This window comes from Streptomyces sp. NPDC029151, from assembly GCF_055564315.1.
Genome location: NZ_JBVHWQ010000001.1, coordinates 1,867,626 through 1,891,361, shown reverse-complemented (window position 1 = coordinate 1,891,361; position 23,736 = coordinate 1,867,626). Strand labels below are relative to the sequence as shown.

The following is a 23,736-nucleotide window of genomic DNA, read 5'->3' as shown; positions in this document are numbered from 1 at the left end:
TGCGAGACTGGTGCGGTGAGCAGCGCACCCCCCGCCCCCCGCGTCATCGCCGTCGTCGGACCCACCGCGGCCGGAAAGTCCGATCTCGGCGTCTTCCTGGCCCAGCAACTCGGCGGCGAGGTCGTCAACGCCGACTCCATGCAGCTGTACCGAGGGATGGACATCGGCACCGCCAAGCTGACGCCCGAGGAGCGCGGCGGCGTCCCGCACCACCTGCTGGACATCTGGGACGTGACAGTCCCCGCCTCGGTCGCCGACTACCAGAAGCTGGCCCGCGCGCGGATCGACGCCCTGCTCGCCGAGGGCCGCTGGCCGATCCTCGTCGGCGGCTCCGGCCTCTACGTCCGCGGTGCCGTCGACAACCTGGAGTTCCCCGGTACCGACCCGGAGGTCCGGGCCCGGCTGGAGGAGGAGCTGGCGCTGCGCGGCTCGGGCGCGCTGCACGCCCGGCTGGCCGCCGCCGACCCCGAGGCCGCCCGCGCCATCCTGCCGAGCAACGGGCGCCGCATCGTCCGCGCGCTGGAAGTGATCGAGATCACCGGCCAGCCCTTCACGGCCAACCTGCCCGGCCACGACTCGGTCTACGACACCGTCCAGATCGGCGTCGACGTGGCCCGGCCGGAACTGGACGACCGCATCGCGCGGCGCGTCGACCGCATGTGGGAGGCGGGCCTCGTGGAGGAGGTGCGCGCACTGGAGGCGCAGGGGCTGCGCGAGGGGCGCACGGCCTCGCGCGCGCTCGGCTACCAGCAGGTGCTCGCGGCACTCGCCGGGGAGTGCACCGAAGCGGAGGCGCGGGCCGAGACCGTCCGTGCCACGAAGCGCTTCGCGCGCCGTCAGGATTCATGGTTCAGGCGGGATCCCCGGGTGCACTGGTTGAGTGGGGCCGCGGCGGACCGCGGGGAACTTCCGCAGCAGGCCCTGGCGTTGGTCGAACGACCGGTTACAGCCTGATCACGTCATGGCATCGGGATGCGCCGCCGGTCATCCCGGCCTTCGGGGCCGTGCCATCATCGAGCTTCGATCGACCAAGTGGAGCCTAGTTGGGAGGGCGCGTGGCGATGGAGGCCGGCCCTCGCGACACCGCACCAGGTGCCGAGCACCTCACCACAGAGGGTGACGGGTGCCGTGACGAGCCGCGCCCCGGCGAGGACCGCTCACCGCGGAACGGCCTGCTCGACGACCCCCTGTCCGACGGTGCTCCGTCCGGCGCCCCCCTCCCCGAAGGCCCCTTGCCCGAGGGCCGCCCGGCCGGTCACGGCCCGTCCGGGGATCATCTGTCCGACGCCCGTCCCTCCGAGGACCGTCTCCCCGACGCCGGCCCGTCCGACGGCCTGCTCGGCGGCCCCCTGCCCGGGAGTCCGCTCGCCGAGGACCGCCTCGCCGACGACGGTCCCGACGACACCCCGGACGGTGTGACCGACGACGGACCGGAGCCCGAGGAGATGTACCCGGGCGGCCCGGAGGTCGAGGTCGAGCTGCGGCCGCAGCGCCGGCTGCGCATCTGGCAGCTCGCCCCCATCGTGGGCCTGGCCGCCGTCGGCTCCCTGATGTTCGCCTTCCCGCTCGCCTTCGACTTCGGCGACAGCGGCGCGGTCATCGCCATGCTCGGCCTGCTGATCTGCTCCTGCGCGGCCGGCTGGGGCATGATGGCCGCCCGCCGGGTGGGCTACACCTGGCCCGGCCTCCCCCCGCGCGGCTCCGGCCGCCGCCCGGACTGGAGAGTCGTCGTCGGGTACGTCCTCCTCGTGATCGTGGTGGTCGTCCTCGCGGTGTGGCGCGTGGCCCGGCTCCGCTAGGCCCGCGGACACGGACCCGGTGCCGCCGGACCCGGCCAGGGGCGATGCGGTGCCGGACCCTGCCGGGACGGCACTGTCGTACCCACCCCGTACGATCGAGGAATGAGCACACGGATCGCCTTCCTCAAGGGTCACGGCACCGAGAACGACTTCGTGATCCTCCCGGACCCCGAGAACGCCCTCGACCTGTCCCCGGCCGCCGTCGCCGCCCTGTGCGACCGCCGGGCGGGCATCGGCGGCGACGGTGTGCTGCACGTCGTACGCTCCGCCGCGCACCCGGAGGCCCGGGCGATGGCCGCCGAGGCCGAGTGGTTCATGGACTACCGCAACGGCGACGGCTCGGTCGCCGAGATGTGCGGCAACGGCGTCCGTGTGTTCGCGCGCTACCTGCAGTACGCCGGACATGTGGCCGAAGGGGACCTCACGATCGCCACGCGCGCGGGCGTGAAGGCCGTCCACATCGCCAAGGACGGTGACGTCACCGTCGGCATGGGCCGCGCCCGCCTCCCCGAGGGCGACGTCACGGTGACCGTCGACGAGCGCAGCTGGCCCGCGCGCAACGTGAACATGGGCAACCCGCACGCGGTGGCCTTCGTCGCCGACCTGGCCCACGCGGGCACCCTGTACGGCGCACCGCCGGTCAGCCCGGCGACCGCCTACCCGGACGGGGTGAACGTCGAGTTCGTCGTGGACCGCGGCCCCCGCCACGTCGCCATGCGCGTGCACGAGCGCGGCTCCGGCGAGACCCGCTCGTGCGGCACGGGCGCGTGCGCCGTCGCCGTGGCCACGGCCCGGCGCGACGGCACCGACCCGGCCGTCACCGGCACCCCGGCGACGTACACCGTGGACGTGCCCGGCGGGCGCCTGGTCATCACCGAGCGCCCCGACGGCGAGATCGAGATGACCGGGCCCGCCGTGATCGTCGCCGAGGGCCAGATCGACGCGGAGTGGCTCGCTCACGCTGTCGGCTGACCGAAAATCTAAACCTCGTTTCCATCGCTCGAATGGGTGATCCGTTTCACGCTCGGCGAGAGGCGGTCGGTCGCACGTGATGGGCTCGATAGCATCAAGCACCGGCACGGACGGGGGAACGTCGCCAACCCTGAGCCGCGTACGCCCTGGGGCCCCGTCCGCCGGTCCACGAGCCGGAGGTGCCCATGAGTGCGGAGGCCACGAACCCTGCGACCGCTGGCCCGGTAGCGCCCCCAACGCCACAAGCGCTCACAGCGCCCGCGGCGGCGCGCAGAAAGTCCCGGCCCCGGATCGACCTGCGCCGGCTCGGCCGGGCCGCGCTGCTCGGCCCCACCGCCCGCGACAAGCTGCCCGACGCGATCAGCCATGTCGTGGAGGCGCACCGGGCCCACCACCCCGACGCCGACCTCGAACCCCTGCGCCGCGCCTACGTCCTGGCGGAGTCCTCCCACCGCGGACAGATGCGCAAGAGCGGCGAGCCGTACATCACGCATCCGCTCGCCGTCACCCTGATCCTCGCCGAACTCGGCGCGGAGACCACGACGTTGACGGCCTCTCTGCTGCACGACACCGTCGAGGACACCGAGGTGACGCTGGATCAGGTGGGGGAGCAGTTCGGGGAGGAGGTTCGTTATCTGGTCGACGGCGTCACCAAACTGGAGAAGGTCGACTACGGAGCCGCCGCCGAGCCGGAGACCTTCCGCAAGATGCTCGTCGCCACCGGCAACGACGTGCGGGTGATGTCGATCAAACTCGCCGACCGCCTGCACAACATGCGCACCCTCGGCGTGATGCGCCCCGAGAAACAGGCGCGGATCGCCAAGGTCACCCGTGACGTCCTCATCCCGCTCGCCGAACGCCTCGGCGTGCAGGCCCTGAAGACCGAACTGGAGGACCTGGTCTTCGCCATCCTCCGCCCCGAGGAGTACGAGCACACCAGGGAACTCATCGCGGAGAACGCCGCGCGCCCCGACGACCCCCTCGCCGAGGTCGCCGACGAGGTGCGCGGGGTGCTGCGCGAGGCCGGCATCCCGGCCGAAGTCCTCATCCGCCCCCGGCACTTCGTCTCCGTCCACCGTGTGGCCCGCAAGCGCGGCCGGCTGCGCGGCTCCGACTTCGGCCGCCTGCTGGTGCTGGTGAACGAGGACGCGGACTGTTACGGCGTCCTCGGCGAGCTGCACACCTGCATGACCCCGGTGGTCTCGGAGTTCAAGGACTTCATCGCCGTACCCAAGTTCAACCTCTACCAGTCCCTGCACACCGCCGTCGCCCGCCCCGACGGCCAGGTCGTCGAAGTCCTCATCCGCACCCACCAGATGCACAAGGTGGCCGAGGCCGGCGTCGTGGCCCTCGGCAACCCGTACGCACCGGCCTCCGACCCGTCCGTCTTCGACACCCCCGCTTCCGGCCCCGCCTCCGCCGCCGACGGCGAGCGCGTCGACCCCACCCGCCCCGGCTGGCTCTCCCGCCTCCTCGACTGGCAGCAGGCCGCCCCCGACCCCGACACCTTCTGGTCCACCCTGCGCGAGGACCTCGCCCAGGACCGGGAGATCACCGTCTTCCGCCCCGACGGTGGCGCCCTCGGCCTCCCCGAGGGCGCCACCTGCGTGGACGCCGCCTACGCGCAGTACGGCGAGGACGCCCACGCCTGCATCGGCGCCCGCGTCAACGGCAGGCTGGCCACGCTCAGCACGGTCCTGCGCGACGGCGACACGGTCCAGCTCCTCATGGGCCAGGACCCGGCCTCCGAACCCTCCCGCGAGTGGCTGGAGCACGCCCACACCCCGGCCGCCCGCATCGCCATCCAGCGCTGGCTGGCCGCCCACCCCGGCGGCGGCACCGACCCGGCCGGGCCGGACGGCGCTCCCGCGGCACCCGCCGGCACCCCAGGCCCGGCGACGCCGCCGGACGGGCACCCGGCCGGAAGCCGCCCCGCCACCGCCACCCACGGCGATGCCGCGCACCCCGCTGCCGCCCACGGCACCGCCCCCGCCGGCGCGACCCGCCCCGGCGCCCCCGCAGGTGCCCCGCCCGCGCCCCCCGCGGACGGCCCGCCCGCCCCCCGACCCCGCCGCGCCGACGTCCTCGCGGACCTGCCCGGCGCCGCCGTACGGCTCGCCGGGTGCTGTACGCCCGTACCGCCGGACGAGATCACCGGGTTCGCGGTGCGCGGCGGGGTGGTGACCGTGCACCGCGTGGAGTGCGCCGCCGTGGCCCACATGAAGAGCAGGGGACGCGACGAGATCGGAGTGCGCTGGGGAGACACCACCGAGTGCCGGGTCACCCTGATCGCTGAATCGTTCGGCCGCCCCCACCTCCTCGCCGACCTCACCGAGGCGATCGCCCTCCAGGGCGCCGAGATCGTCTCCGCCACCGTCGAACCCCCGAGCCAGCAGCGGGTCCGCCACACCTACACCCTCGAGCTCCCCGACGCCGCCCACCTCCCCGCCTTGATGCGTGCGATGCGGGACGTCCCCGGGGTGTACGACGTGAGCCGCGCCCAGCACCAGGCACCGGCCTCCTGACGACGGCGTCCGGCTTACCCGATCGGGTGGGCCGGACGCGCGTCGCCACCGCGGAGCGATCACGCCCTGGTAGCGATGGTCCATGCCGCTCACCCCCCGCCCCCGGACCCGGCCGAGACTCTCCCGCCGCGGGATCCGGCACACGCTCCGCCGACGCCGCACGGCGGCCCTGCTCGCCTCCGCCGTCTCCGTCTGCCTCGTCGCCGCCGCGGCCCCGGCCGGACCGCTCGGCGTCGGCGACCGGCTCTACCCGTACCTGGGCAACCCCGGCTACGACGTCGCCTCGTACGACCTGTCCCTCACCTATCCCGGCACCAACGACAAGCCGCTGCAGGCCGTCACCGTCATCGACGCCTGGACCACCGCCGACCTGGAGCGGCTCAACCTCGACTTCGCGCACGGCACCGTCCGCTCGGTCGAGGTCGACGGGCGCCCCGCCGCCTTCACCCGGGCCGGCGAGGACCTGGTCGTCACCCCCGAGCACCCCCTGGCCGAGGGCAGCTGGACCCGGATCACCGTGCGGCACACCAGCGACCCCGTCTACGACGAGGAGCAGGGCGGCTGGGTACGCACCTCCGACGGTCTCGCCATGGCGAACCAGGCCGACGCCGCCCACCTGGTCTTCCCGTGCAACGACCACCCGTCCGACAAGGCGATGTTCACCTTCCGCATCACCGCGCCGAACGGTTACACCGCCGTCGCCAACGGCCTGCGCGCCGGAGCCGACCGGGTCGGCCGCACCACCACCTGGACCTACCGCACCCGGCACCCCATGGCCACCGAACTCGCCCAGGTGTCCATCGGCCGCTCCGCCGTGGTGCACCGCGAAGGTCCGCACGGGCTGCCCCTGCGCGACGTCGTGCCCGCGAGCGACCGCGAGGCCCTCGAGCCCTGGCTCGAGAAGACCCCCGACCAGATCGCCTGGATGGAGAGCAAGGTCGGCCGGTACCCCTTCGAGACCTACGGCGTGCTCATGGCACAGGCCGACACCGGCTTCGAACTGGAGACACAGACCCTCTCCCTGTTCGAGAAGGGCCTGTTCACCGAGCCCGCCTACCCCAAGTGGTACATCGAGTCGGTCATGGTGCACGAGCTGTCCCACCAGTGGTTCGGGGACAGCGTCACCCCGCGCACCTGGTCCGACGTCTGGCTGAACGAGGGCCACGCGACCTGGTACGAGGAGCTGTACGCCGAGGAGACCGCACACCGGCCCATGGAGGAGCGGATGAAGGCCGCCTACGGCGCCTCCGACCGCTGGCGGGAGGCCGGCGGCCCCCCGGCCCGGCCCAAGCCGCCCGTACCCGGCCAGAAGATCAGCATCTTCCGCCCCAACATCTACGACGGCGCCGCGCTCGTCCTCTACGCCCTGCGGCAGGAGATCGGCGCGCCCGCCTTCGAGCGGCTGGAGCGCATCTGGGTCCAGGAGCACCGGGACACCACCGCCACCACCAGCGACTTCGCGCGGCTGGCCGCAGCCGTCTCCGGCCGCGACCTGAGGGGCTTCTTCCAGGCCTGGCTATACGGCGAGAAGACCCCGCCGATGCCCGGTCACCCGGACTGGAAGCCGCTGCCGCGCACGCAGACCACCGAGCCCCGCATGCGGCGATAACCCGGTGACGAGACGGGCCGTACCGTGCGACCATCTACAGGTCGGCACACGCACGGGTCACGGGAATCTCCCGGGGTACCCGTGCGTTGTACCTCACGTACGGCCCGGGTCACCGGCCGCCGTACCGGCGCCGTGGCGCACCGACGGCACCGCATCGACGTATCTCATCGACGTAAGGATCCAATGACCTCCTCTTCTTCCCCTTCCCAGGACACCAAGCGCCTCGCGCACGCCTATCCCGAGGGTCTTCGGGCCGATGCCCTGATGGAAGAGGACGTCGCCTGGAGCCACGAGATCGACGGCGAGCGGGACGGCGACCAGTTCGACCGCTCCGAGCGCGCGGCCCTGCGCCGCGTCGTGGGCCTGTCCACCGAGCTGGAGGACGTCACCGAGGTCGAGTACCGACAGCTCCGCCTGGAGCGGGTCGTGCTCGTCGGCGTGTGGACCACCGGCACCGCGCAGGACGCCGACAACTCCCTCGCGGAGCTGGCGGCCCTCGCGGAGACCGCGGGCGCGCTCGTGCTCGACGGCGTGATCCAGCGCCGTGACAAGCCCGACGCGGCCACCTACATCGGCTCCGGCAAGGCCGCCGAGCTGCGTGACATCGTCATCGAAACGGGCGCGGACACCGTCATCTGCGACGGTGAGCTGAGCCCCGGCCAGCTGATCCAGCTGGAGGACGTCGTCAAGGTCAAGGTCATCGACCGTACGGCCCTGATCCTGGACATCTTCGCCCAGCACGCCAAGTCCCGCGAGGGCAAGGCGCAGGTCGCGCTCGCGCAGATGCAGTACATGCTGCCGCGACTGCGCGGCTGGGGTCAGTCGCTGTCCCGGCAGATGGGTGGCGGTCGCGGCGGCCTCGCCACGCGTGGCCCCGGTGAGACCAAGATCGAGACGGACCGGCGCCGGATTCGCGAGAAGATGGCGAAGATGCGCCGGGAGATCGCGGACATGAAGACCGGCCGCGAGGTCAAGCGACAGGAGCGCCGACGCAACAAGGTGCCGTCCGTCGCGATCGCCGGCTACACCAACGCCGGCAAGTCCTCCCTGCTCAACCGCCTCACGGGCGCCGGCGTCCTGGTCGAGAACGCCCTGTTCGCGACCCTGGACCCGACCGTCCGCCGGGCCGAGACCCCGAGCGGCAGGCTGTACACGCTGGCGGACACCGTCGGCTTCGTCCGGCACCTGCCGCACCACCTGGTCGAGGCGTTCCGCTCCACCATGGAGGAGGTCGGTGACTCCGACCTGATCCTGCACGTGGTGGACGGCTCGCACCCGAACCCGGAGGAGCAGCTCGCCGCCGTACGCGAGGTGATCCGGGACGTCGGCGCCACCGACGTGCCCGAGATCGTCGTGATCAACAAGGCGGACGCGGCCGACCCGCTGACCCTCCAGCGGCTCCTGCGCGTCGAGAAGCGCTCGCTCGCCGTCTCGGCCCGCACCGGCCAGGGCATCGAGGAGCTCCTCGCCCTGATCGACGACGAGCTGCCCCGCCCCTCGGTCGAGGTGGAGGCGCTCGTGCCGTACACCCACGGCAAGCTCGTCGCCCGCGCCCACACCGAGGGCGAGGTGATCTCCGAGGAGCACACCGCGGAGGGCACCCTGCTCAAGGCCCGGGTGCACGAGGAACTGGCGGCGGACCTGGCGCCCCACGCACCGGTCTCCGCGGCCTGAACCACCCCGACGCGAAGGCCCGCCACCCACCCGGGTGACGGGCCTCCGTCATGTCCGCGGCCCGCTCACCGCCCGGCGAACTGCTTGCTCACCGACTCGTACACACCCTTGGCCACCTCACCCAGCCGGGGGCCGGCCAGCCAGCCCGCGCTCACCGGGCCGATGGAGGTGTTCGACACCAGCGCGGGCTTGCCGTCCGCACCCGTCTCCACCCAGCCGCCGCCGGAGGAGCCACCGGTCATCGTGCATCCGATCCGGTACATCGTCGGGTCGGCCTGCTCGATGGAGAGCCGTCCCGGCTTGTCCTGGCACTGGTACATCAGCTGACCGTCGTACGGCGCCGCCGCCGGGTATCCGGTCGCCGTGACGCTCTTCACGTTCGCCACGGCCGGAGCGTCGAAGTCGACCGGCAGCGCGCCGCCGACGGTCTCCTCCAGCGACTTGCCGCCGCTGCCCTGCTCGGGGGCCACATGGATGACGGCGAAGTCGTACGAGGCGCCGTCACCGCCCGTCTGACCGCCCTTGCTGATCCACTGCTGCGAGGTCTTCGCCGCGTCGGCCCACCACACGCCCAGCGGGGCGATGTCGGACCGGCCGGCGTTCTCCAGCTCGGCCGCCGACCTGCCCTGGTTGTTGTACGACGGCACGAACGCGATGTTCCGGTACCAGCCGCCCTTCTTGCCGGCGTGCACACAGTGACCCGCCGTCCACACGAGGTTCGACTTGCCCGGGTGCGCCGGGTCCTGCACGACCGTCGCCGAGCAGACCATGGTGCCCTCGGGGGAGTCGAAGAGCAGCTTGCCCGAGGTGGCCGCGCCGACGTGGTACGGCGGCGTGACCGCCTGCGCCTTCACCGGCTGCGGCGCCGGGTCCGTCACACCCTGGTCACCGGAGATGTCGTTGTCGTCGACGCCCTGGTCCGGGTCGTCGGCGTGGCGCATCCGGTCCGGGTCCCACAGGCCCTTGATGACCGGGTTGATGAAGTCGTTGGCCTCGCGCAGCCAGTCGTCCTTGTTCCAGTTCTTCCAGGCGCCGTGCTTCCACTTGTCGACGTCGATCCCGTGCTGCTTGAGCCTGCGCTTCAGGTCGTCCGGGATCGTGATCTTTCCGTCGCCGGTGCCCGCCGCTGACGCGGTGGCGGTCGGCTCGCCGTTGGCGTTGTCGTCACCGTCGCCGTTGCAGGCGGTGGCGGTCAGCGCCAGCGCCGACACGAGAGCGACCGCCGTCAGCGAGGTGGAGGCGCGGCGACGGCCCCTCCCTCGCCGAGCGGTGAACGACGGCCGTATGGATCGCATGTTCTTGACTCCCCTGCTGTGGAAGGAACTCGGCGCTTCGGCCCCGACACCGGCGGTGAACTCATGGACGGTTCACGCCGGCCTCACGGCCTTCTGGGAACGGCATCCCACACTATGCCGTCGCCACGGGGGAGTTCCGACGGCGGGGCAACGGTTCCGTCACAGGCTGCCCGAACAGGGCCTGCCCGGACGCCGCCTGAACAGGGCGCGCGCCAACGAACCGCGGGTGACCCCGTAACCGCCCGAACGGTCCGCGGTTGTAGCCGGTGGGGCCGGCCGCCCGTGCGGTCCCCGACGATCAACTCGCCCTTGAACACTGGGGAGGACAACGCGCAGTGGCCGTTACGGAGTCGATGGCTGGAGGCACGCCCGGGGACGCGCGGGCCGTGCACGAGGGGATCCTGAGACGCCAGTCGGCGCGTGAGTCCGCGGCGCGCACCTACGCCCGCGCCCTGCCCATCGTGCCGGTCCGGGCGCGCGGGCTCACCATCGAGGGCGCCGACGGCCGCCGCTACCTGGACTGCCTGTCCGGCGCCGGCACCCTCGCCCTCGGCCACAACCACCCGGTCGTGCTCGAAGCCATCCGCAAGGTCCTCGACTCCGGCGCTCCCCTCTCCGTCCTCGACCTCGCGACCCCCGTCAAGGACGCCTTCACCACCGAGCTGTTCCGCACCCTCCCGCCCGGCCTCACCGACCGGGCCCGCGTCCAGTTCTGCGGACCGGCCGGCACCGACGCCGTCGAGGCCGCTCTCACACTGGTCCGGGCCGCGACCGGCCGCACCGGCATCCTCGCCTTCACCGGCGCCTACCACGGCATGACCGCGGGCGCCCTGGCCGCCTCCGGCGGCGCCCGCGAGATCCAGGTCGCCCGCCTGCCCTACCCCCAGGACTACCGCTGCCCCTTCGGCGTCGGCGGCCGGCCCGGCGCCGAACTCGCCGCCCGCTGGACCGAGTCCCTCCTCGACGACCCGAAGTCCGGAGTCCCCCTGCCGGCCGGCCTGATCCTCGAACCCGTCCAGGGCGAGGGCGGAGTGATCCCCGCGCCGGACGACTGGCTGCGCCGCATGCGCCGGCTCACGACCGACCGGGCCATCCCGCTCGTCGTCGACGAGATCCAGACCGGAGTCGGCCGCACGGGTGCCTTCTGGGCCGTCGACCACAGCGGTGTCACCCCCGACGTCATGGTCCTGTCGAAGGCCATCGGCGGCAGCCTCCCGCTGGCCGTGATCGTCTACCGTGACGATCTCGACGTCTGGCAACCCGGTGCCCACGCCGGCACCTTCCGCGGCAACCAGCTCGCCATGGCCGCGGGCACCGCCACCCTCGCCTACGTCCGCGAGAACGCCCTCGCCGAACGCGCCGCCGCCCTCGGCACCCGCATGCTGACCCAACTGACGGGACTCACCCGCCAGTTCCCCTGCGTGGGCGACGTGCGGGGACGCGGGCTGATGATCGGCGTCGAACTGGTGGATCCGGACGCCGGCCCCACCCCCTCTCCCACGGCACCCCTTCCGGACCGCCCCGACACCGCACCGACCGGCCTGGAACCCACCCGCACCCCACCCCCGGCCGCGCCCCGCCTGGCCGCCGCCGTACGACGGGAGTGTCTCCGGCGCGGCCTGATCGTCGAACTCGGCGGCCGTCACGCGTCCGTGGTCCGTCTGCTCCCACCGCTGACGATCAGCGACGAACAGGCTGCGGCCGTACTCGACCGCCTGGCCGACGCGGTCGCGGCGGCGGCCGCCCGCCAGCACGAGTCCCACGACCCACACCAGCCAAGACACCCCGGCTCTGCCCAACCCACGAGCTGACCACTCCACAAGCCCCTCCCGTCCCGACATCCCGCTCCACTTCCTTACGGGCACTGCCGGCACACCCGGCACTCCCGGCCGACACCGACCACGGCGGGGAGGGGAGGGGAGCGGACCACGGAAAGAGCCCGCACCACCTCACTCCAGCCCCAGAGGAGCCGTCATGAACGCCACTCCCACATCCGACGGCCGCTCCGGCACCCCCGACGGCCAGGGAGCCTCCGACGCCCCGTCCTGCGCGGTACCACCCCCCGAGTCGGTTCCCCCGCAGAGGAAGTGGGAAGTGCATCCCCCTCGACGGACAGCCGCCGGCGCCGACCCGCTGGAGAACCCCGATCCCGGCTCCGTGGCCCAGGCCGCCGCCGTCGAGAACCTCCTGCGGTGCTGGGTCCGCGAGACCGGCCTCGCCGCTCCGACGACCGGCAGCCTCCGCATTCCGCTGTCCGCCAGCGGCACCGCCCTGATCGCACCGGTCCGCCACTGGTCCCCGACGGGCTGGCACCGCTTCGGCCTCCCCCGCCTGGCCGACACACCCGACACCGCGCCCCCGGTCGACGCCGTCACCCTCGCGGCTCTGCTCACCAGGGAGTCCGTCGGCGAGAGCAGGAGGTCCACCGACCCTGCCGCCCCGGCTGCCGCCGGCTCGGGTGGGGTCGAGCGGGGTGGTGACGGTTGCGGTCCGGGTGGTGGTGTCGGGGTCGGGTCGGGTGGTGGTGACGGCTGCGGTCCGGGTGGTGGTGTCGGGGTCGGGTCGGGTGGTGGTGACCGCTGCGGTCCGGGTGGTGGTGTCGGGGTCGGGTCGGGTGGTGGTGACGGCTGCGGTCCGGAAGATGGCGGCGGCTTCGGGTCAGGCGGTGGTGGCGGCTCAGGTCCGGGAGGCGGGTTCAGCGTCGGTCCAGGTGGAGATGACGGCACCGCCCCCGGGCTCCGCGACGGCGCGGGGCACAGCCCCGGTGCCGGGCCTGGTCCAGTCGACGGTGCCGACCTCGTGGCCAGGGTGGCCGACTCCGTCCGCCGCACCGCGACCTTCATCCAGCACCGGCGCCGGCACCCCTGCGATCCCCCGGACCTCTTCCTCGGCGCCGAACAGGCTCTTCTCCTCGGACATCCCCTGCACCCGACCCCGAAGAGCCGGGAAGGCCTGACCGAGGCCGAAGCCCGCCGGTACTCACCGGAGTTGCGCGGCTCCTTCCCTCTGCACTGGCTGGCTGTCGCCCCCTCTCTCCTCGCGTCCGACTCGGCCTGGACCGAGCGCGGCCGTCCCGTCCCCGCAGGGCACCTCATCCGACGGCTGGCCGGTGCCGGAACCGAACTGCCGCTGCCCGATGGCTACACCGCCCTGCCCCTGCATCCCTGGCAGGCACGCGAGGTACGGCACCGCCCTTCCGTGACCGCACTGCTCGACTCCGGGCTGCTTCGCGACCTCGGCCCCCTGGGCACTCCCTGGTATCCCACCTCCTCCGTACGAACCGTCCACCGATCCGGTGCGCCCGCGATGCTCAAGCTCTCGCTGGCCCTGCACATCACCAACTCCCGCCGCGAGAACCTCCGCAAGGAACTCCACCGCGGCGTGGAGGTGCACCGGTTGCTGCGCACCGGCCTGGCCGGCCAGTGGCAGGCGGCCCACCCCTGCTTCGACATCGTCCGCGACCCGGCCTGGCTGGCCGTCGACGACCCGGACGGCCATTCCGTGCCGGGGCTCGACGTGGTGATCCGGCACAACCCGTTCGCCCCGACCGACGACGTCGGCTGCGTCGCCGGGCTCGTCTCACCCCGCCCCTGCGCCGAGCCCTCCGCCGACAACGCGACGCACACCGCGGCACACACGGCGACACGCACCGCCTCGCCCGCCGTGACATGGCCGCTGCGGTCCCGTCTGGCCCAGCTCGTCACCCGTCTCGCCACTCGCACCGGGCGACCCGTCGGCGCCGTTTCCGCGGAGTGGTTCCTCCGCTATCTGGAACACGTGGTCCGGCCCGTCCTCTGGCTGGACAGCGAGGCCGGCATCGCCCTCGAAGCCCATCAGCAGAACACACTGCTCCTCCTGGACGGCGACGGCTGGCCCGCCGGCGGCCGCTACCGGGACAACCAGGGGTACTACTTCCGCGAGTCCCGGCGAGCCGAACTGGACGCCCGGCTCCCCGGCATCGGCGAGCGCAGCGACACCTTCGTGCCGGACGAGGTCGCCGACGAACGCTTCGCCTACTACCTCGCCGTCAACAACGTGCTCGGCCTCATCGGCGCCTTCGGCTCCCAACGCCTCGCCGACGAGCGACTGCTCCTCGCCGCCTTCCGCCGATTCCTCACCGACCTCGCCTCAGGACCCGTCCCCTTGCGCACCTCCCTGCCCGACCTCCTGCTCGACTCACCCGTCCTGCGCTGCAAGGCCAACCTGCTGACCCGGCTGCACGGTCGTGACGAACTCGTGGGCCCGGTCGACACCCAGTCCGTCTACGTCACCATCGCCAACCCCCTTCATTCCTGAGCCCGGTTCCCGAGCCGTCGGTCGGTCCGCACCACCTGTGCGGACCGGACCCGCAGCGAGCCGCACCACCTCCGCACACCCGAGGAACATGACCCACCTCGTCTCCTGAGAGGAGCGCACCGTGCCTCCCACCGACGCGAACGCCGGAACCGGCCCTGTCTCCGCCCACCCGGACGGCGCCGGCCCCCGAGCGCGAGCGGACACTGCGGCCCTCCTGAACTCTCCGTTCGGCGGGTTCACCGTCGAGGACGACGACCCCGACAGCGAGGACACGCTGGAGCTGTGCCTGCCCGCGCAGTTCGCCGCCTTGTGCACCGGGGCGACGGCCGGCCTCCTCGCCCGAGTCGCCGCATGGGGTCCGGTCGGGACCCCCGTCGGTTCCTTCCAGCTGGTGCCCGTACGCATCGACCAGGACCTGCCGCTCGTCCACCGCTGGATGAACGACCCCGCCGTCGCGGAGTTCTGGGAACTGGCAGGGCCGCGCGAACGGACCGAGGGCCACCTGCGCACGCAGCTCCATGGCGACGGGCGCAGTGTGCCGTGCCTAGGCGTTCTCGACGGCACCCCGATGAGCTACTGGGAGATCTACCGGGCGGACCTGGATCCGCTCGCCCGTCACTATCCGGCCCGTCCGCAGGACACCGGGATCCACCTTCTCGTCGGTGACCCCGCCGACCGGAGACGACGGCTGGGATCCGTCCTGCTCCGAGCCGTGGCCGATCTGATCCTCGATCGGTGTCCCGCCTGCGCACGGGTCGTGTCAGAACCCGATCTTCGTAACACCCCCTCCGTTGCCGCGTTCCTGAGCGCCGGCTTCCGGTACGCGGACGAGATCGACCTGCCCGGCAAGCGGGCCGCCCTCATGATCCGGGACCGGGTCCTGCGACATGTGCTGTAGCGTCACGTGACTGACCGCTCACTATGAGATACGAGCGGCGAGTCCGAGGTGTTCCCGGTCCCGGAAAAAATCTCGAGTGGCGTCCGCATGCCGGAGGCGTTCGCCCCCGCCGAGTCGCTCGGTCGCAGAGCCGGCCAATCGCTCGGTCGCAGGGCCGGCCAATCGCGCGGTCGCGGGGCCGGCCAGTCGCCCAGTCGCACGGCCGGCGCGTCGCAGAGGCGCCGAGGCGTCGGGCCGCCGACGCCCGGTCCCCGCCTGCCCGCTTCGTATTCCGGCCCGCCCGGTCGCCGGTGTCCCGCCCGACGGCGTCCCGCCGCGGCGCTCCCCGATCCGATAACCCCACCCGGCGATCCCGCCGAGCGCCGCAGGGCCCCGTCAGCGTCGTTCCGCCCGCCCCAACAGCCCACCACCCCCAGGAGCCCCCGCCGTGATTCCACCCCCGGCCTCCGCCGTGACCGCCCGTTTGTCAGTGCAGGGTCGTAGGGTGGTCAGGCTATGACGAAGCCCTCACTCCCCGAACTCCTCCACGCCGCTGTCTCGGCCGTCGGCGGCACGGAGCGCCCTGGCCAGGTGACCATGGCCGAAGCGGTCGCCGAGGCGATCGACGACGGATCCCACCTGCTGATCCAGGCCGGCACCGGCACCGGAAAGTCGCTCGGCTATCTCGTGCCCGCCCTCGCGCACGGAGAACGGGTGGTCGTCGCGACGGCCACGCTCGCCCTGCAGCGCCAGCTGGTCGAGCGGGACCTGCCGCGCACGGTCGACGCCCTGCACCCGCTGCTGCGGCGCCGCCCGGAGTTCGCGATGCTCAAGGGCCGGTCGAACTACCTGTGCCTCCACCGCCTGCACGAGGGCATGCCGCAGGACGAGGAGGAGGGACTGTTCGACCAGTTCGAGGCCGCCGCGCCCACCAGCAAGCTGGGCCAGGACCTCCTGCGGATGCGGGACTGGGCGGACGAGACGGAGAGCGGCGACCGCGACGATCTCACGCCGGGTGTCTCGGACCGCGCCTGGGCGCAGGTGTCGGTGTCGTCGCGAGAGTGCCTGGGCGCGTCGAAGTGCGCCTACGGTGCCGAGTGCTTCGCCGAGATGGCCCGCGAACGGGCCAAGCTCGCCGAGGTCGTCGTCACCAACCACGCCCTGCTGGCCATCGACGCCATCGAGGGCGCTCCGGTGCTGCCCCAGCACGAGGTGCTGATCGTGGACGAGGCGCACGAACTCGTCTCCCGCGTCACCGGGGTCGCCACCGGCGAGCTCACGCCCGGCCAGGTCAACAGTGCCGTGCGCCGTGCCGCCAAGCTGGTCAACGAGAAGGCCGCCGATCAGCTCCAGACCGCCGCCGAGGGCTTCGAACGGCTCATGGAGCTGGCGCTGCCGGGCCGCCTGGAGGAGATCCCGGAAGACCTCGGTTACGCGTTGATGGCGCTGCGGGATGCGGCCCGTACGGTGATCACGGCCATCGGCGCGACCCGTGACAAGTCCGTCCAGGACGAGGACGCGGTCCGCAAGCAGGCACTGGCCTCGGTGGAGACGGTGCACGACGTGGCCGAGCGGGTCCTGAACGGCTCGGAGTGGGACGTCGTCTGGTACGAGCGGCACGACCGCTTCGGCGCGTCCCTCAGGGTCGCCCCCATGTCGGTCTCCGGCCTGCTCAGGGAGAAGCTCTTCGCCGATCGGGCGGTCGTCCTCACCTCGGCGACGCTCAAGCTGGGCGGCGACTTCAACGGCGTGGGCGCTTCACTGGGGCTCGGCCCGGAGGGAGCGGAGGGTGACGACCTGCCGAAGTGGAAGGGCGTCGACGTCGGCTCGCCTTTCGACTACCGCAAGCAGGGCATCCTGTATGTCGCGAAGCACCTGGCGCGTCCCGCGCGTGACGGCGAGCGCGCCGACATGCTGGACGAGCTGACCGAGCTGATCCAGGCAGCCGGCGGGCGCACCCTCGGCCTGTTCTCGTCCATGCGGGCCGCCCAGCTCGCCGCCGAGGAGCTGCGTTCCCGCGTCCCCGAGTTCCCGATCCTGCTCCAGGGCGAGGAGACGCTCGGAGAACTGATCAAGAACTTCGCGGCCGACGCCAAGACCTGCCTCTTCGGCACACTGTCGCTGTGGCAGGGCGTCGACGTCCCGGGCCCCAGCTGCCAGCTGGTCGTCATGGACAAGATCCCGTTCCCGCGGCCCGACGATCCGTTGATGAGCGCACGCCAGAAGGCCGTGGAGGACGCCGGCGGCAACGGCTTCATGGCGGTGGCCGCCACGCACGCCGCCCTGCTCATGGCGCAGGGTGCCGGCCGTCTCGTCCGGGCGTCCGGCGACCGCGGCGTGGTGGCCGTACTGGACCAGCGGCTGGCCACCGCGCGGTACGGCGGCTATATCAAGGCGTCGCTGCCCGACTTCTGGTACACCACGGACCGTAACCAGGTACGCAAGTCGCTCGCGGCGATCGACGCGGTGGCTAAGCAGGCGGAGACGTCGGCAGCGGCAGCTGAGTGATCAAGGGGTGGCGTGACCAGGACCGGTCACGCCACCCGCGCCGAGGCCGGTCCCGTTACGCCGCCCCCGTACCGCAAAGCGCACGAACGTTGCGGAAGCGGACACACGGGCGCCCCACACGCAGCACCGCACACCCGCCCGAGCCGGCCAACAGTAAGCCGGCCAACAGTAAGACGCCCGGCCAACCGCTGGACGCTGGACCAGCGCAGGACGCCGGACAACCAGAAGACACTCCGGGTACCGCGGGACATCAACGACACCCCACGCACCCGCAACACCCGCACCCGCGGCACCCCGCCCGCGCCCGCACAGTGCCCGCAGCCACCCGCTGGATCCAGGCCCCGAACACAGCAGGGCCCCGGAACCGGCGCAGGGGTTCCGGGGCCCGGTCAGGGAGCGAGCGGCCGCCCGCCCGCAGCGGCCGTCACACGCGGCGCAGTACTGCGACGACCTTGCCGAGGATGGTCGCGTCGTCGCCCGGGATCGGCTCGTAGGCCGCATTGTGGGGGAGGAGCCACACGTGGCCGTCCTCGCGCTTGAAGCGCTTGACCGTGGCCTCGCCGTCGAGCATGGCGGCCACGATGTCGCCGTTCTCGGCGACCGGCTGGCGGCGCACGGTGACCCAGTCGCCGTCACAGATGGCGGCCTCGATCATGGAGTCGCCGACCACCTTGAGGACGAAGAGTTCACCGTCGCCCACGAGCTGGCGGGGCAGGGGGAAGACGTCCTCGACGGACTCCTCCGCGAGGATCGGGCCACCGGCGGCGATACGGCCGACCAGCGGGACGTAGGACGCGGCCGGCTTGCCGGCGGTGTCCGTGGGCTGCACCGTGACGGCCTGGTCCGACCCGCGTACCTCGTACGCGCGCGGCCGGTGCGGGTCGCGGCGCAGGAAGCCCTTGCGCTCCAGCGCCATCAGCTGGTGAGCGACGGAGGACGTGCTGGAAAGGCCGACGGCCTGGCCGATCTCCCGCATCGACGGCGGGTAGCCGCGCCGCTGCACGGAGTCCCTGATGACCTCGATGACCCGGCGCTGCCGGTCGGTGAGCCCGGAGCTGTCCGCCCGGATGCCTGGAGGTCGCCCTGGCAGGGAGCGCTTGTGCGCCTCGGGATTCGTGGCTTCGTTCATCGCGTGTACCGGCTCGACTCGGCCCTGGGAGCGGTCCTGGGCAGTGATGGTGGCACTGTCTGCGGTGGTGGTCACGTCGGCCCCTCTCGATGGTCTCCCTGCTGCACAACGGTAGTTGCTTTCGAAAGGTTGCGCCAAACACACGTTCGAGTGAAAAAGTGCGTTTTACCTGCCGTGATCATGTGTCCGGGTGTATGGCTCACGCGACACTTGTCGGGCAAAAGCGCCCATTGTTGTACTCTTCACCGCCGGGGTCGTTCGCCTTGTGGGCCGCGCCCCAGTCTGCCATCCGGAATCCCGCAGTCCGGGATCCGGGGTCGGTTCCGTGCGGGAGTGCCACGCCACCGTGCGGCGCCCACGGTATCCCCGCGAGCGCTCGACGGGCCGGCTCGGCGCCCGCGTGTCCGCGCCGGCCGACGTCGATGCCGGTGTCCCCGCGCGTCACGCGCGCGTGCCCCGGCCCGGGCGACACGCGCGTACCCCCTGATGTGAGAGCCAATCCCCACATGTAGTGCTTGGATGGCTACAGCAGCCCAGAAGTTGTGGTCCACCGGTCGGAGACTGCTCGGTCATCGCCTATGCTTAGGGCTGCCTCGCGAGACCTGTGGGTCCAGTGGGGTTGACGAGTCTGCTGTGAGGAGGGTTGGAGAACATGCACTGCCCCTTCTGCAGGCACCCCGACAGCCGTGTGGTCGACAGTCGTACGACCGACGACGGCACATCCATCCGCAGGCGCCGCCAGTGCCCTGACTGCTCCCGTCGGTTCACGACCGTGGAGACGTGCTCGCTCATGGTGGTGAAGCGGTCCGGGGTCACCGAGCCTTTCAGCCGTACCAAGGTCATCAATGGCGTGCGCAAGGCGTGCCAGGGACGGCCTGTCACCGAGGACGCGCTCGCCCAGCTCGGCCAGCGGGTCGAGGAGGCGGTGCGCGCGACCGGAAGTGCCGAGCTGACCACCCATGACGTGGGTCTGGCCATACTCGGCCCGTTGCAGGAGCTCGACCTCGTCGCCTATCTGCGATTCGCCTCCGTCTACCGGGCGTTCGACTCGCTCGATGACTTCGAGGCCGCCATCGCGGAGCTGAGGGAAGCGACGGGAGGCCCCGCCGCGGACCAGGGCGACGCGGGAGCGGGGAGCCAGGAAGACGACCGCGGGTCCGGCGGGACCACTCAGGTCCCCGTGCCCGCCCGCGCCGCCGACTGACCGGCGGGCCGGAAGCCGGGAGAACACCTGGGTTCCGGCCGGGAGGCGGCGAACGAAGACCTGTTGCGGGCGGCAGCTGAGGGTGCCCGCAACGCAAGACAGAAACACGTGCCCACGGGAACAAATGGGCACTTCAGGGCGTTTTTGCCCGTACAGGGAGGCGGCATGACAGAGACGGCGAGCGGTCCGGCGCGAGGCTCCCGAGCCAAGGGCGCCAAGGCCACCAAGGGGCTGCGTGTCGAGCGCATCCACACCACCCCCGGCGTACACCCGTACGACGAGGTGTCGTGGGAGCGCCGTGACGTCGTCATGACCAACTGGCGCGACGGCTCGGTCAACTTCGAGCAGCGTGGCGTCGAGTTCCCCGACTTCTGGTCGGTGAACGCGGTCAACATCGTCACCAGCAAGTACTTCCGCGGTGCCGTCGGCACTCCGCAGCGCGAGACCAGCCTCAGGCAGCTGATCGACCGCATCGTGAAGACGTACCGGAAGGCCGGTGAGGACTACAAGTACTTCTCCTCGCCCGCCGACGCTGAGATCTTCGAGCACGAGCTGGCGTACGCCCTCCTGCACCAGATCTTCAGCTTCAACAGCCCCGTCTGGTTCAACGTCGGCACCCCGCAGCCCCAGCAGGTCTCCGCCTGCTTCATCCTGTCCGTCGACGACTCCATGGAGTCGATCCTCGACTGGTACAAGGAAGAGGGCATGATCTTCAAGGGCGGCTCGGGCGCCGGCCTGAACCTCTCCCGCATCCGCTCCTCCAAGGAGCTGCTCTCCTCCGGCGGCAACGCCTCCGGCCCGGTCTCCTTCATGCGTGGCGCCGACGCCTCCGCCGGCACCATCAAGTCCGGTGGCGCCACCCGCCGTGCCGCCAAGATGGTCGTGCTCGACGTCGACCACCCCGACATCGAGGACTTCATCGAGACCAAGGTCAAGGAAGAGGAGAAGATCCGCGTCCTGCGTGACGCGGGCTTCGACATGGACCTGGGCGGCGACGACATCGCGTCCGTCCAGTACCAGAACGCCAACAACTCGGTCCGTGTGAACGACGAGTTCATGAAGGCGGTCGAGGACGGCGGCAAGTTCGGCCTGCGCGCCCGTATGACCGGTGAGGTCATCGAGGAGGTCGACGCCAAGGCGCTCTTCCGCAAGATCGCCGAGGCCGCCTGGGCCTGCGCCGACCCGGGCATCCAGTACGACGACACCATCAACAACTGGCACACCTGCCCCGAGTCCGGCCGGATCACCGCGTCGAACCCGTGCAGCGAGTACATGCACCTGGACAACACGTCCTGCAACCTGGCCTCGCTGAACCTGATGAAGTTCCTGAAGGACGACGGCAAGGGCCACCAGTCCTTCGAGACCGAGCGCTTCCAGAAGGTCGTCGAGCTGGTCATCACCGCGATGGACATCTCGATCTGCTTCGCGGACTTCCCGACCCAGAAGATCGGCGAGAACACGCGCGCGTTCCGCCAGCTCGGCATCGGCTACGCCAACCTCGGCGCCCTGCTGATGGCCACCGGCCACGCCTACGACTCCGACGGCGGCCGCGCCCTGGCCGGCGCCATCACCTCCCTGATGACGGGCACGGCCTACCGCCGTTCCGCCGAGCTGGCCTCGGTCGTCGGCACCTACGACGGCTACGCACGCAACGCCGACGCCCACAACCGCGTCATGAAGCAGCACGCCGACGCCAACGGCAAGGCCGTCCGCATGGACGACCTCGACACCCCGGTGTGGGCCGCCGCCACGGAGGCCTGGCAGGACGTCGTCCGCCTCGGCGAGAAGAACGGTTTCCGTAACTCCCAGGCGTCCGTCCTCGCGCCGACCGGCACCATCGGCCTGGCCATGTCCTGCGACACCACCGGTGTCGAGCCCGACCTGGCGCTGGTGAAGTTCAAGAAGCTGGTCGGCGGCGGCTCGATGCAGATCGTCAACGGCACCGTCCCGCAGGCCCTGCGCCGCCTGGGTTACCAGGAGGAGCAGATCGAGGCGATCGTCGCCCACATCGCCGAGCACGGCAATGTGATCGACGCCCCCGGCCTCGCCCACGAGCACTACGAGGTGTTCGACTGCGCCATGGGCGAGCGCGCCATCTCCCCGATGGGCCACGTCCGCATGATGGCCGCGATCCAGCCGTGGATCTCCGGCGCCATCTCCAAGACGGTCAACATGCCGGAGACGGCGACCGTCGAGGAGGTCGAGGAGATCTACTTCGAGGCCTGGAAGCTGGGCGTCAAGGCCCTGGCGATCTACCGCGACAACTGCAAGGTCGGTCAGCCGCTCTCCGCCAAGAAGAAGGAGACCGAGGAGAAGAAGGCCGAGGAGACCCCGGCCGTCGAGCCCAAGGTCGAGAAGGTCGTCGAGTACCGCCCGGTCCGCAAGCGCCTCCCGAAGGGACGTCCCGGAATCACCACGTCCTTCACGGTCGGCGGCGCCGAGGGCTACATGACCGCCAACTCCTACCCGGACGACGGCCTCGGCGAGGTCTTCCTGAAGATGTCCAAGCAGGGTTCCACCCTCGCGGGCATGATGGACGCCTTCTCCATCGCCGTCTCCGTCGGTCTGCAGTACGGCGTGCCTCTGGAGACGTACGTCTCGAAGTTCACCAACATGCGCTTCGAGCCGGCCGGTATGACGGACGACCCGGACGTGCGGATGGCGCAGTCGATCGTCGACTACATCTTCCGCCGCCTCGCGCTGGACTTCCTGCCCTTCGAGACCCGCTCCGCGCTCGGCATCCACTCCGCCCAGGAGCGTCAGCGGCACCTGGAGACCGGCTCCTACGAGCCGGCCGAGGACGAGGTCGACGTCGAGGGCCTGGCCCAGTCCGCGCCGCGTGCCCAGGAGCTGAAGGCCGTCGCCACGCCGAAGGCCGAGGCCGAGGCGGCCAAGCCCGCCCCCAAGCAGGCCCACACCAGCGCCGAGCTGGTGGAGATGCAGCTGGGCATCCAGGCCGACGCCCCGCTGTGCTTCTCCTGCGGTACGAAGATGCAGCGGGCCGGCTCCTGCTACATCTGCGAGGGCTGCGGCTCGACCAGCGGCTGCAGCTGAACCGGCCCGGTCGCGCCGGACATCACCTCCGGCGTGAGCGGCGGACGTAGCTGACCAGCAGCTCACGAAGGGGACCGCCTCACGGGCGGTCCCCTTCGGCGTACCGTCGACGGCCTCGTACCGACGGACGCCGCCCGCAGCGGCCCGGCCGGGGGCGGTCCGGCGTCACCAGGGCGCGCCTGAAGGGGGCGTCGGCTCCGGCCGACGTCCCTCAGACATGCCCGCCGAGGGCGTCAAGACCGGCGTACTCGGCCCATCACCTGCGTGAAGGCGGCCGGGTCCTCGTCGAAACCGTGCGCGCCGGGGTGGAAGGTCCATTCACCCGAGTCGTCCCGGACGAACTCGGCGAAGGTGGCGGCCGTCGCACCGAGGACCGAACCGAAGTCGTCCTCGGCGAGCACGGTGTAGCCCTCACGGATGCGCGCGGCGGGGTTCAGCACGTCGGCGAACGTCTTTCGCCCGGAGCGCTGTTGGATGACGACACCCACCACCACGCGCGCGTAGCGGTCGTCGAGGCGGTCCAGTTCGACGGTCATGACCTCGTCCCAGCCGAACCCCTTGCCGTCCGTGCTGTCGCGGTTGAGCAGGATCGTGCCGTCCGGAGAGCGGCTGTCGAAGTGCACCAGATAGGCCGGAGCCCCGTACGGATCACCCGACAGGAAGGTCGCGGCGACGATGTCGAGGTCGGTCGGCGGCCGGCCCGCGGGACTGGGATCCCACTTGAGCGCCACCTCGACCTTGCGGATTCCCTTGCTGAAGCCGGTCACCAGGCTGTCCCTTCCCCCTGTGGCTCG

At 71.7% G+C, this 23,736-nt stretch carries 15 protein-coding genes; 12 read left to right on the top strand and 3 right to left on the bottom strand.

The annotated features are described in order from the left end of the window. Nucleotides 1–15: 15 nt before the first annotated feature. From miaA to hflX, 6 genes are all read left to right on the top strand, one after another. Nucleotides 16–954: a tRNA (adenosine(37)-N6)-dimethylallyltransferase MiaA gene (miaA, locus tag ACZ4VF_RS07460; protein ID WP_467923673.1), complete on the top strand. Its 939-nt coding sequence runs from the start codon at nucleotides 16–18 to the stop codon at nucleotides 952–954. A 395-nt stretch (nucleotides 955–1,349) separates the two neighbouring features. Continuing rightward, the gene (locus tag ACZ4VF_RS07455) at nucleotides 1,350–1,799 is read left to right on the top strand and encodes a hypothetical protein (protein ID WP_467923792.1); all 450 of its coding nucleotides are present in this window, start codon (nucleotides 1,350–1,352) and stop codon (nucleotides 1,797–1,799) included. A 102-nt stretch (nucleotides 1,800–1,901) separates the two neighbouring features. Next, the gene (gene dapF, locus ACZ4VF_RS07450; protein WP_467923672.1) at nucleotides 1,902–2,771 is read left to right on the top strand and encodes a diaminopimelate epimerase; all 870 of its coding nucleotides are present in this window, start codon (nucleotides 1,902–1,904) and stop codon (nucleotides 2,769–2,771) included. A gap of 185 nt (nucleotides 2,772–2,956) precedes the next feature. Then, entirely contained in the window at nucleotides 2,957–5,296 is a 2,340-nt protein-coding gene (locus ACZ4VF_RS07445) for a RelA/SpoT family protein (RefSeq protein WP_467923671.1), read from the top strand. A gap of 82 nt (nucleotides 5,297–5,378) precedes the next feature. After that, nucleotides 5,379–6,905 carry a M1 family metallopeptidase gene (locus ACZ4VF_RS07440; RefSeq protein WP_467923670.1) on the top strand — a complete coding sequence of 509 codons (1,527 nt, stop codon included), beginning with the start codon at nucleotides 5,379–5,381 and terminating at the stop codon, nucleotides 6,903–6,905. Between the two features lie 183 nt (nucleotides 6,906–7,088). Beyond that, a complete protein-coding gene (gene hflX / locus ACZ4VF_RS07435) occupies nucleotides 7,089–8,579 on the top strand; it encodes a GTPase HflX (protein WP_467923669.1) in 1,491 nt (496 codons plus the stop codon). A 65-nt stretch (nucleotides 8,580–8,644) separates the two neighbouring features. Here the strand turns inward: hflX and ACZ4VF_RS07430 are convergent, their stop codons facing one another. Beyond that, nucleotides 8,645–9,874: a trypsin-like serine peptidase gene (locus tag ACZ4VF_RS07430; RefSeq protein WP_467923668.1), complete on the bottom strand. Its 1,230-nt coding sequence runs from the start codon at nucleotides 9,872–9,874 to the stop codon at nucleotides 8,645–8,647. A gap of 353 nt (nucleotides 9,875–10,227) precedes the next feature. Here ACZ4VF_RS07430 and ACZ4VF_RS07425 point away from each other — a divergent pair, with 353 nt between their 5' ends. The 4 genes from ACZ4VF_RS07425 (at nucleotide 10,228) to ACZ4VF_RS07410 (ending at nucleotide 17,555) form a co-directional block, all read left to right on the top strand. Beyond that, nucleotides 10,228–11,685 carry a diaminobutyrate--2-oxoglutarate transaminase family protein gene (locus ACZ4VF_RS07425; protein WP_467923667.1) on the top strand — a complete coding sequence of 486 codons (1,458 nt, stop codon included), beginning with the start codon at nucleotides 10,228–10,230 and terminating at the stop codon, nucleotides 11,683–11,685. A 163-nt stretch (nucleotides 11,686–11,848) separates the two neighbouring features. Next, nucleotides 11,849–14,170 carry an IucA/IucC family protein gene (locus tag ACZ4VF_RS07420; protein ID WP_467923666.1) on the top strand — a complete coding sequence of 774 codons (2,322 nt, stop codon included), beginning with the start codon at nucleotides 11,849–11,851 and terminating at the stop codon, nucleotides 14,168–14,170. 121 nt (nucleotides 14,171–14,291) lie between these two features. After that, entirely contained in the window at nucleotides 14,292–15,068 is a 777-nt protein-coding gene (locus ACZ4VF_RS07415) for a GNAT family N-acetyltransferase (protein ID WP_467923665.1), read from the top strand. 495 nt (nucleotides 15,069–15,563) lie between these two features. Then, entirely contained in the window at nucleotides 15,564–17,555 is a 1,992-nt protein-coding gene (locus ACZ4VF_RS07410) for an ATP-dependent DNA helicase (protein ID WP_467923664.1), read from the top strand. A gap of 424 nt (nucleotides 17,556–17,979) precedes the next feature. On the opposite strand, the gene lexA is transcribed toward ACZ4VF_RS07410, so the two are convergent. Next, nucleotides 17,980–18,759, bottom strand: coding sequence for a transcriptional repressor LexA (gene lexA, locus ACZ4VF_RS07405; protein ID WP_030342891.1), 780 nt, complete (start codon nucleotides 18,757–18,759; stop codon nucleotides 17,980–17,982). Between the two features lie 577 nt (nucleotides 18,760–19,336). Between lexA and nrdR the strand changes: the two genes are divergently transcribed. Continuing rightward, nucleotides 19,337–19,888 (top strand): transcriptional regulator NrdR, encoded by a 552-nt coding sequence (gene nrdR / locus ACZ4VF_RS07400; RefSeq protein WP_467923663.1) that lies wholly within the window; start codon nucleotides 19,337–19,339, stop codon nucleotides 19,886–19,888. Nucleotides 19,889–20,053: 165 nt separating this feature from the next. After that, nucleotides 20,054–22,942, top strand: coding sequence for a vitamin B12-dependent ribonucleotide reductase (locus tag ACZ4VF_RS07395; RefSeq protein ID WP_467923662.1), 2,889 nt, complete (start codon nucleotides 20,054–20,056; stop codon nucleotides 22,940–22,942). A 233-nt stretch (nucleotides 22,943–23,175) separates the two neighbouring features. Here ACZ4VF_RS07395 and ACZ4VF_RS07390 read toward each other — a convergent pair whose 3' ends face one another. Next, entirely contained in the window at nucleotides 23,176–23,709 is a 534-nt protein-coding gene (locus ACZ4VF_RS07390) for a TerD family protein (protein ID WP_467923661.1), read from the bottom strand. Between the last annotated feature and the right edge of the window lie 27 nt (nucleotides 23,710–23,736).

What these genes read in the sequence shown, in the direction of transcription:
- dapF (WP_467923672.1), top strand. Translation starts at nt 1,902, where the DNA reads ATGAGCACACGGATCGCCTTCCTCAAGGGTCACGGCACCGAGAACGAC.
- ACZ4VF_RS07445 (WP_467923671.1), top strand. Translation starts at nt 2,957, where the DNA reads ATGAGTGCGGAGGCCACGAACCCTGCGACCGCTGGCCCGGTAGCGCCC.
- ACZ4VF_RS07440 (WP_467923670.1), top strand. Translation starts at nt 5,379, where the DNA reads ATGCCGCTCACCCCCCGCCCCCGGACCCGGCCGAGACTCTCCCGCCGC.
- hflX (WP_467923669.1), top strand. Translation starts at nt 7,089, where the DNA reads ATGACCTCCTCTTCTTCCCCTTCCCAGGACACCAAGCGCCTCGCGCAC.
- ACZ4VF_RS07430 (WP_467923668.1), bottom strand. Translation starts at nt 9,874, where the DNA reads ATGCGATCCATACGGCCGTCGTTCACCGCTCGGCGAGGGAGGGGCCGT.
- ACZ4VF_RS07425 (WP_467923667.1), top strand. Translation starts at nt 10,228, where the DNA reads ATGGCTGGAGGCACGCCCGGGGACGCGCGGGCCGTGCACGAGGGGATC.
- ACZ4VF_RS07420 (WP_467923666.1), top strand. Translation starts at nt 11,849, where the DNA reads ATGAACGCCACTCCCACATCCGACGGCCGCTCCGGCACCCCCGACGGC.
- ACZ4VF_RS07410 (WP_467923664.1), top strand. Translation starts at nt 15,564, where the DNA reads ATGACGAAGCCCTCACTCCCCGAACTCCTCCACGCCGCTGTCTCGGCC.
- nrdR (WP_467923663.1), top strand. Translation starts at nt 19,337, where the DNA reads ATGCACTGCCCCTTCTGCAGGCACCCCGACAGCCGTGTGGTCGACAGT.
- ACZ4VF_RS07395 (WP_467923662.1), top strand. Translation starts at nt 20,054, where the DNA reads ATGACAGAGACGGCGAGCGGTCCGGCGCGAGGCTCCCGAGCCAAGGGC.